The following is a 9063-nucleotide window of genomic DNA, read 5'->3' as shown; positions in this document are numbered from 1 at the left end:
TCGACTTGCATGTATTAGGCACGCCGCCAGCGTTCGTCCTGAGCCAGGATCAAACTCTCATTAAAGTTTGTTAGCTCATTTGCTGGTCTTGCTTAAAAAGTAAATCATTGACGTTTGTTTCGTTCAGTTTTCAAGGAACAAGCTCGCCTCGTTGGCGACTTACCTATTATATCAAGCACCGAAGTCGATGTCAACAACTTTTTTCAACATCTTCTTTTCTGCTTTGTTGCTGTTTTAGCAACGAATAATAATATACCACTTAGATATTTAGTTTGCAATACTTTTTTTAAAAAAGTTTAGATCGAAATATAAAAGATAGGGAAGCATAGAACTTGCCATGCTTCCCCTACTTCTATTAATCGCGGTTCCTCATAAGCGGGAACAGCAGAACGTCACGGATTGACGGAGAGTTGGTCAGCAGCATGACAAGACGATCGATACCGATACCGAGTCCTCCTGTAGGCGGCATACCGTACTCCAGCGCCTCAACAAAGTCCTCGTCCATTTCATGCGCCTCGTCATTCCCCTGCTCGCGTTCAAGCAATTGCTTCTCGAAACGCTCGCGCTGATCGATTGGATCATTCAGCTCTGTAAAGGCGTTTGCGTGTTCACGGCCGACGATGAACAATTCGAATCGGTCTGTGAAGCGCGGATCCTCAGCGTTCTTTTTGGCAAGCGGTGAGATTTCGACAGGATGGCCGTAGATGAATGTCGGCTGGATCAGCTTTTCCTCGATCCGCTGTTCGAAGAATTCATTAACGATATGGCCATATGTCATATGTTCCGTGATTTCAATATTATTCTCTTTTGCAAGCTGCCTTGCTTCTTCGTCACTTGTTACATTCCAGAAGTCAACGCCTGTATATTCTTTGACAGCATCTACCATGTGGAGTCTTTTCCACTTAGGTTCGAGGTCCACTTCATGCTCGCCGTATTGGATCTTTGTCTCCCCGAGAACTTCTTTGGCGACATAAGCGACCATGTTTTCCGTCAATTCCATAATGTCGTTGTAATCCGCATAAGCTTCATACAGCTCAATCATCGTAAATTCCGGGTTATGTCGAGTGGATACTCCTTCATTTCTGAATACACGGCCAATTTCATATACCTTCTCAAGGCCACCGACAATCAGGCGCTTCAAATGAAGCTCAATGGCGATCCGCATATAAAAAGGCATGTCCAAAGCATTATGGTGAGTGATGAACGGACGTGCAGCCGCTCCTCCGGCAATAGAGTGGAGCATCGGTGTTTCCACCTCTAGGAAGCCTGCCTCATCCAGGTAATGGCGCATTGCCTGGATAATCTTGCTTCGGGCGATGAACGTCTCTTTACTTTCCTGGTTGGTGATCAAGTCGAGGTAGCGTTGGCGATAGCGCTGCTCAACATCCTTCAAACCATGGAACTTATCCGGCAGAGGGCGGAGTGCTTTGGTCAACAAGGTAAAGTCGTTTACTTTGATCGACAACTCTCCTACCTTCGTCTTAAAGATTGTACCGGTTACACCAACGATGTCTCCAAGATCGGCAGATGTGAAGATATGATACTGTTCCTCACCAACTGCGTCCGCGCGCACGTAAATTTGGATTTGGCCATGCAGATCCTGGACGTGGGCAAATCCTGCTTTCCCTTTGCCTCGCTTTGTCATCATCCGGCCTGCAATTGTCACCTCTGCAGCCTTTTCATCCAGTTCTTCCTTTGTATATTCCTCGTAAGTCTCGATAATTTCCTTTGTAGTCGTCGACCGTTCGAATCTCTTGCCGAAAGGGTCATGTCCTTCCGCGCGCATGGCGTTCATTTTCTCGCGTCTGACACGCAGCTGGTCATTCAATTCTTCACTCATGTAAAACACTCCAATCTATTTTTCCGGCCGATGGCAGCATCTTAAGCCCTTTATACTTTCCTATTGTACACAATTATCCGCCGCCACACATCATCCGACCTATTTATTTTGAAATCTCCTATACATGTATAAAAAATCACTGCCGGTTGCGCTCTCCGGCAGTGTTCGTCATTTGCAAAGTGAGGAGGAACACGGAGTTACACATCCCTGAACAGTCCTTCTTATCCATCTTTCCGATCTTCCGGTGCCAATTCTTTTACCGAAACTTGCAACGCTGCGGCAATTTTTGCGAGCATTGCCGCTGACGGCTCCCTGCTTCCCCTTTCAATCTCTCCCATAACGGAAACAGATACACCTATATGTTTAGCCAGGCCTTCCTGAGTAAAGCCCTTTAATTTTCGAAAAGCGCGGATGCGTCTTCCCCATTTATCTGTTTCCATAACCGAACTCCTTCTTTATCAGGTATTTCGTCAAGAATTCCAGCCAAACGGGCTTCGGTTCCAGGCAGTTCCAGTTCCTTGTCCATTTCAAGCAGAGGGACTAGCACAAATGCCCTCTCCGTCATGCGAGGATGGGGGACCTGCAACTTCTCCATTTCAATATTCTCTTGATTATAAAGCAAAATGTCAAGGTCTATTATCCTCGGCCCCCAGCGGAACTCCCGCACCCTTCCAAGCTTCGTCTCGATGTCCATGCATTCTTCCAGCAGCTCCTCCGCCGAGAGGGATGTCGCAAGCTTCACAGCCATATTCAGGAACTGGGCTTGATCCTCATATCCGACAGGATCTGTTTCATAAACGGAAGACAACCGGACAACTTTGACACCATCCGTCTGCTCAAGGGCGTTTATTGCATCGCGCAAATTTCTGAACCTGTCTCCGATATTCGTTCCGATTGATAAGTAAGCCGTGTTATCCATTTACCCGGCTCCTTTTTATCTCCACTGCGACCGACTGGTAGTGCCCTGCTATCGGCGGATCCGGCTTAATCATCTTTACAGTGACAGCACTCGCAAGCGGGAACGTCTCCAGAATGTCCGCTGCGAGTTTTTCAGCGACCGCCTCAATCAGCTTATAGATTTCCTGTTCAACAACATTTCTGCATAGAGCAAAAACTTCAGCATAGTTGATCGTCTTATCCAGCGCATCCTCTGCACCCGCTTCCCGTAAATCCACCTCAAGCTCAAGATCAACCCTGAAACGTTGACCGAGCTTTGTTTCTTCCGGCAGTGCACCGTGGTAGCCGTAAAACTCCATTCCTGTGAGATAAATCTTATCCATCTTACTTCCCCTTTCCGGCCAAAACGTCCATCATTTTCGCCATCCGGCTTATCGCTTTGACATCATGCACCCGCATCATTTGACAGCCCTTTTGGATCCCGTAGCATACGGTTGCTCCCGTTCCTTCCATTCGCTCATCCACCGGAAGGTCGAGGGCTGTCCCAATCATTCTTTTCCTTGATGTGCCAAGCAGGACTGGATAACCGAGCGAGACCACCTTATCAAGGTTTTGCATCATCACAATGTTTTCTTCATAGTCCTTGGCGAATCCGATCCCGGGATCAAGAATGATTTGCTCATCCTTCACTCCAGCTCTTTTGGCGATCGAAATGCTTTCATACAGATCATTCAATACATCCCGGATAAACGAGGTGTAATCCCGGTCTTCACGGTTGTGCATTAGAATGAGCGGCGCCCCGGTTCCAGCTGCTACCGCTGCGATTTCCGGATCTTTTTTTGCCCCCCAAATATCGTTGATAATATGGGCACCCGCCTGCAGCGCGCTTTCTGCCGTCTTTGCTTTATATGTATCAATTGAAATAGGGACAGCCAAGGAAGAGGCGACCGCTTCAATGACAGGAACGACTCGGGCAATTTCCTCCTCCGCCCTGACCGGTTCATGTCCCGGTCTTGTCGATTCCCCGCCGATATCAATTATGTCTGCGCCGTCCCGGACCATTTCTTTCGCATGTCCGGCAGCGAACACATGCTCATTGTATTTGCCGCCATCGGAAAATGAATCCGGCGTTATATTCAAAATCCCCATAATCAGCGTTTTATGTTTGTAATCCAATTGATAGGGCCCGCACTGGATAACGTCTTTCATTTCTACCCATCCTTCCTTCTTCCACTCCATTATAGTCAGTCTAACTTTTTTCCAGGCGGATGAAAAGGACAAAGGCAGGCCCCTCTCCGGGGCCTGCCTTCATTGTTCTGTATTAATCTTCAAATTGATAAAGAGGTGTGCTCAAATAACGTTCGCCATTGCTCGGGATAATCGCCAGCACTTTCTTGCCTTTGCCAAGCTCTTTTGCAACCTTTAGCGCTGCCCAGATCGCAGCTCCAGAAGAAATACCGCCTAGGATGCCTTCCTCTTTTGCTGTACGTCTTGCCAATTCGAACGCATCATCATTTTTAACCTTAATGATCTCATCGTATATTTTCGTATCAAGGACATCCGGCACGAATCCGGCACCAATGCCTTGAATTTTATGCGGACCCGGCTTCCCTCCTGATAAAACAGGGGAATCCTCTGGCTCAACAGCATAAATTTTGATGTCTTTGTATTTTTCTTTCAGCACTTGACCGGCACCTGTAATCGTTCCGCCTGTACCGATCCCTGCAATGAAGCCATCAAGCTGGTCGCCCATTTGCTCAACGATTTCCTTCCCTGTCGTCAAACGGTGAATTTCCGGGTTGGCTGGATTTTCAAATTGCTGCGGCATAAAGTAGCCCTTCTCCTCAGCGAGTTCCTTCGCCTTCTTAATGGCTCCGTTCATTCCTTCCGCTCCCGGCGTCAAAACGAGCTCCGCCCCGTATGCGCGGAGAAGGTTGCGCCGTTCCATGCTCATCGTGTCAGGCATGACGAGCACCGCTCTGTATCCCTTGGCAGCCGCCACCATTGCAAGGCCGATTCCCGTATTTCCGCTTGTCGGCTCAATCAGCGTGTCTCCTTCTTTCAGCTTTCCGGCCTTCTCAGCCGCTTCAATCATCGCAAGTGCAATTCTGTCCTTTACACTGCTTCCTGGATTCATATATTCCAATTTCAAATAAACATCCGCCATGTCGTCACTTGTGATCCGATTTAGTTTGACAATGGGAGTATTTCCAATTAAGTCGGTGATTCCATTCGCTATATTTGCCAATTCCTCCACCTCTAATTCATAGTATTTTTATTGGTTTTATCTCAAATTTACAACAAGTGCCTTTTCCATGTCAATCTTTTGCCAACTTCCCCTATCTTATTCCACACCACTCTGAATAAAAACAAAAAAGGAGAGATCTATACGATCTCACCTTCTTAAACCAATCACTCCGCCTCTTCGCGCAGTTCTTCCAATTCCTCTTTGGAAAACATGTATGTTTGATTGCAAAAATGGCATTGTGTCTCTGCCTGGCCATCTTCGTCAATCATATCCTGGATTTCATCTTTGCCCAAGCTGATGATGGCATTGCCGAAACGCTCTTTTGAGCATGTACATTGGAATTCGACCGGCAGCGTATCCAACATTTTCACATTCTCTTTACCAAGCACTTCCTGAAGAAGCTCTTCAGGCGTTAACCCCCGCTCGATCAGCTTAGAAACTGGAGGAATCTGTCCGAGACGCTCCTCGATGGCTGAAATGACCGACTCAGGCGTTCCGGGCAAAAGCTGAATGATGAAACCGCCTGAAGCAAGGATCGTATTGTCCGGATTGACTAGCACTCCTACTCCGACAGATGAAGGAGTCTGCTCTGACATTACAAAGTAGTAGGTGAAGTCTTCACCCAGCTCGCCAGAAACAATCGGCACCTGGCCTGAGAAGTGATCGCGCAGCCCAAGGTCTTTAACGACCGTCAAAGTTCCGTCCGTTCCGACAGCCCGTCTCACATCCAGCTTGCCCGCTTCATTCAAATCAAAATGCGTCTGCGGGTTGGTTACATAACCGCGAACATGCCCTTTTGCATCCGCATCAACGAGTATCGCACCGATCGGGCCATGACCTTCTATTTTAATAGTCAGCTTCTCTTCGCCCTTCAGCATGGCTCCCATCATGACACCTGCAGTCATTGAACGCCCGAGAGCGGCCGATGCAGTCGGCCATGTATAATGCCTTTTTTGCGCCTCTCCGACAGTTTCCGTCGTTCTTGCAGCATATGCACGAACGGCACCGTCAAACGCAAGCGCCCTTACCAAATAGTCACTCATTTTCACTCCGCCTTTCATTCCTCCATATTTCGCTTATAAATAAGTTGAAGGCCTTTCAACGTCAGATCAGGGTCAACAATATCGATCTGATCCGATTCAGAGGAAATCAGATTTGCCAGTCCGCCGGTTGCTACGACAATCGGATTCGATTTACTTTGTTCCTTAATCCGTTTTACAATTCCCTCTACCTGCCCGACAAAACCGAAAAGGATTCCTGCCTGCATCGCAGAGACAGTATTTTTTCCAATTATATTGTCGACATGGGTGATTTCAATTCTTGGCAGCTTGGCGGCACGCGAATAGAGGGCTTCTGTCGAAATACCGATTCCCGGCGCAATGACGCCCCCCATATACTCGCTCTTTTCGTTTATATAGCAAAAAGTTGTCGCCGTGCCAAAATCCACGATAACAAGAGGGCTTCCGTAGTCATGGATGCCCGCTACCGCGTTGACGATCCGGTCTGCACCGACCTCCCGCGGATTTTCATATTTTATATTAAGGCCCGTCTTGATTCCCGGCCCGACAATCAATGGCTTTTCCTGAAAATACTTTTTGCACATCCTCTCCAATGTAAACATAAGCGGAGGGACAACAGACGAAATAATGATGCCGTTAATATGGTCAAACCTTAAACCTGCATGCTCAAACAATGATTTGATGATCATGCCAAACTCATCTTCCGTCTTGTGGCGGCTTGTTTGAATTCTCCAGTGGTATTTCAGTACATCCCCTTCATAAACTCCGAGGACAATATTGGTATTCCCTACATCCAACACAAATATCATTTTATTTTCACCACTTTACCATGAGACTTAAATTCACTTCAAACATCATACCACAATTCTGTTTCGGGTCGAAGAAAAAGTGTCGAAACTGAGCGCCTTCTGAACGCACATGCCGATTCCTATTACAAGGAGCGGCGGATGGCACAAAAAGGCACTGCCGGTAGACAGTGCCTTTTTTCTATTTAGCTCAGCGTGTTATCGTCATTATCCTGTTTCGTCGGCCCCAATTTCTCTGGAGGACTTTGCGGATCATCAACCCGCTCTTCAGGGATGGATACATCATCGTCTGCTTTAGACTGGATGTTCACCTTTGGATCATCGGCAGCCGGAAGTCCGGTTGCATAATGTCCTTCAGGAAGAACTCCATCGTCAAACAAGCTTCTGATCTGGGCAGCATCGAGTGTTTCCACTTTCAGCAGCGTCTGTGCGATCAATTCAAGCTTCTCGCGGTTCTCTGTCAAAATCTGACGGGCACGCTCATAGCTTTCCTTGATGATTCGCTGAATTTCTGTGTCGATATCATAAGCGATCTTATCCGAATAGTTCTGCTCGTTATGCAGATCCCGGCCGAGGAAAACCTGGCCGCCCTGCTGCTGGCCGAATTGGAGCGGTCCGAGCTTTTCGCTCATCCCGTATTCCATGACCATGCTGCGGGCAATATTCGTCGCACGCTGGAAGTCATTGTGTGCACCTGTGGACACTTCACCGAAAATCAGTTCCTCAGCAACACGACCTCCAAGCAGGCCGGTGATCTTGTCGAGCAGTTCCGGCTTCGTCATAAAGTAACGGTCTTCTTTAGGGAGCATGACAGCATAGCCGCCAGCCTGGCCGCGAGGAACAATCGTAACTTTATGGACTACGTCCGCCTCATCAAGGACAAGGCCGATAACCGTATGTCCGCCTTCATGATAAGCGACAATGTTTCTTTCTTTCTCCGATATGACGCGGCTTTTCTTAGCAGGCCCGGCAATGACACGGTCTGTCGCTTCATCAATATCAAGCATATCTATTTTCTTCTTATCCCGTCTTGCTGCAACCAATGCGGCTTCATTGAGCAAGTTCTCGAGATCCGCACCGGAGAAGCCCGGTGTTCTCATCGCAATAGCCTTCAAGTCGACCGATGCATCAAGCGGCTTATTCCGCGCATGCACCTTCAGCACGGCTTCACGGCCCGTGACATCCGGACGGTCAACAGTGATCTGGCGGTCAAAACGACCAGGGCGCAAGAGAGCCGGATCCAAGATATCAGGTCGGTTTGTAGCTGCAATGATGATGATTCCTTCATTGGCGCCAAATCCATCCATCTCAACGAGCAACTGGTTGAGCGTCTGTTCACGCTCATCATGTCCGCCCCCGAGGCCTGCACCACGCTGGCGTCCGACAGCATCGATCTCATCGATGAAGATGATACATGGAGCATTCTTTTTCGCATTTTCGAACAAGTCGCGCACCCGGGAAGCCCCTACCCCGACAAACATTTCCACAAAGTCGGAACCGCTTATCGAGAAAAACGGCACTCCGGCTTCGCCTGCTACTGCACGGGCAAGTAGAGTTTTACCGGTACCCGGAGGTCCGACTAGCAAAACACCTTTCGGAATGCGCGCCCCCAGTTCAGAGAATTTCCGCGGATCTTTGAGGAACTCGACTACTTCAACAAGCTCCTGCTTTTCTTCGTCAGCACCCGCAACATCCTTGAAGCGGACTTTCTTCTTCTCTTCGCTGTAAAGCTTCGCCTTGCTCTTGCCGAAGTTCATGACTCGGCTTCCTCCGCCTTGTGCCTGGTTCAAAAGGAAGAAGAACAAAATGAAAATGATCACGAATGGAATGATGGTTGTGAAGAAGGATACCCAGCCGCTTGCTTCTTTCGCCGGCATCACTTTCAGTCCGTCCGAACTTGCATCAATCCTGTCCAGCATGGCAGGGCTGTTCATTACATAGGTGAGGAAAGTCTTCCCTTCCTCGGCCCCTTTCAGCTGCCCTCTGATTTCGTATACCCCGCGCTCCGGCTGCATCGAATATTCCTTGATGTCGCCGTTTTCCAGATGCGTGATGAATTGATCGTATGTTATATCTTCTGTCGTTTCATTGGTGTTATTGAAGTAACTGAAAACACCGATGAGGACTAGAAAAATCAGTGAGTAAAAAATTAAATTTCTAAAAACCCGGTTCATCCCTTACCTCCTCCCACGGTAAAAAACTAACTTCAATATTAACATAGTCGTTTCAGCATTTTCAACGATTCACACTTTT

Annotated in this window: 9 protein-coding genes and 1 rRNA gene; all 10 read right to left on the bottom strand. The window is 48.1% G+C overall.

The window, feature by feature from the left end; translation table 11 throughout:
* Window positions 1-65 (bottom strand): 16S ribosomal RNA (locus AC0TWI_RS20130); the annotation flags it as partial.
* Window positions 66-355: 290 nt separating this feature from the next.
* Window positions 356-1840, bottom strand: coding sequence for a lysine--tRNA ligase (lysS, locus tag AC0TWI_RS20125; protein WP_488128124.1), 1485 nt, complete (start codon window positions 1838-1840; stop codon window positions 356-358).
* Between the two features lie 221 nt (window positions 1841-2061).
* Window positions 2062-2280: a helix-turn-helix domain-containing protein gene (locus tag AC0TWI_RS20120; protein ID WP_488128123.1), complete on the bottom strand. Its 219-nt coding sequence runs from the start codon at window positions 2278-2280 to the stop codon at window positions 2062-2064.
* Complete coding sequence (gene folK / locus AC0TWI_RS20115; RefSeq protein WP_488128122.1) at window positions 2232-2759, bottom strand: 2-amino-4-hydroxy-6-hydroxymethyldihydropteridine diphosphokinase; 528 nt, start codon at window positions 2757-2759, stop codon at window positions 2232-2234. The genes AC0TWI_RS20120 and folK overlap by 49 nt, the downstream gene beginning before the upstream one ends.
* Entirely contained in the window at window positions 2752-3120 is a 369-nt protein-coding gene (folB, locus tag AC0TWI_RS20110; protein ID WP_488128121.1) for a dihydroneopterin aldolase, read from the bottom strand. The genes folK and folB overlap by 8 nt, the downstream gene beginning before the upstream one ends.
* A 1-nt stretch (window position 3121) precedes the next feature.
* A complete protein-coding gene (gene folP / locus AC0TWI_RS20105) occupies window positions 3122-3946 on the bottom strand; it encodes a dihydropteroate synthase (RefSeq protein WP_488128120.1) in 825 nt (274 codons plus the stop codon).
* A 112-nt stretch (window positions 3947-4058) separates the two neighbouring features.
* Window positions 4059-4985 (bottom strand): cysteine synthase A, encoded by a 927-nt coding sequence (cysK, locus tag AC0TWI_RS20100; protein ID WP_488128119.1) that lies wholly within the window; start codon window positions 4983-4985, stop codon window positions 4059-4061.
* Window positions 4986-5149: 164 nt separating this feature from the next.
* A complete protein-coding gene (gene hslO / locus AC0TWI_RS20095; protein ID WP_488128118.1) occupies window positions 5150-6028 on the bottom strand; it encodes an Hsp33 family molecular chaperone HslO in 879 nt (292 codons plus the stop codon).
* Between the two features lie 14 nt (window positions 6029-6042).
* Window positions 6043-6813 (bottom strand): type III pantothenate kinase, encoded by a 771-nt coding sequence (locus tag AC0TWI_RS20090; RefSeq protein WP_488128117.1) that lies wholly within the window; start codon window positions 6811-6813, stop codon window positions 6043-6045.
* Between the two features lie 182 nt (window positions 6814-6995).
* Complete coding sequence (ftsH, locus tag AC0TWI_RS20085; protein WP_488128116.1) at window positions 6996-8984, bottom strand: ATP-dependent zinc metalloprotease FtsH; 1989 nt, start codon at window positions 8982-8984, stop codon at window positions 6996-6998.
* Window positions 8985-9063 lie beyond the last annotated feature (79 nt).

It is taken from the genome of Lederbergia sp. B243.17, from assembly GCF_057657925.1.
This window is presented reverse-complemented; position numbering and strand designations above follow the sequence as displayed.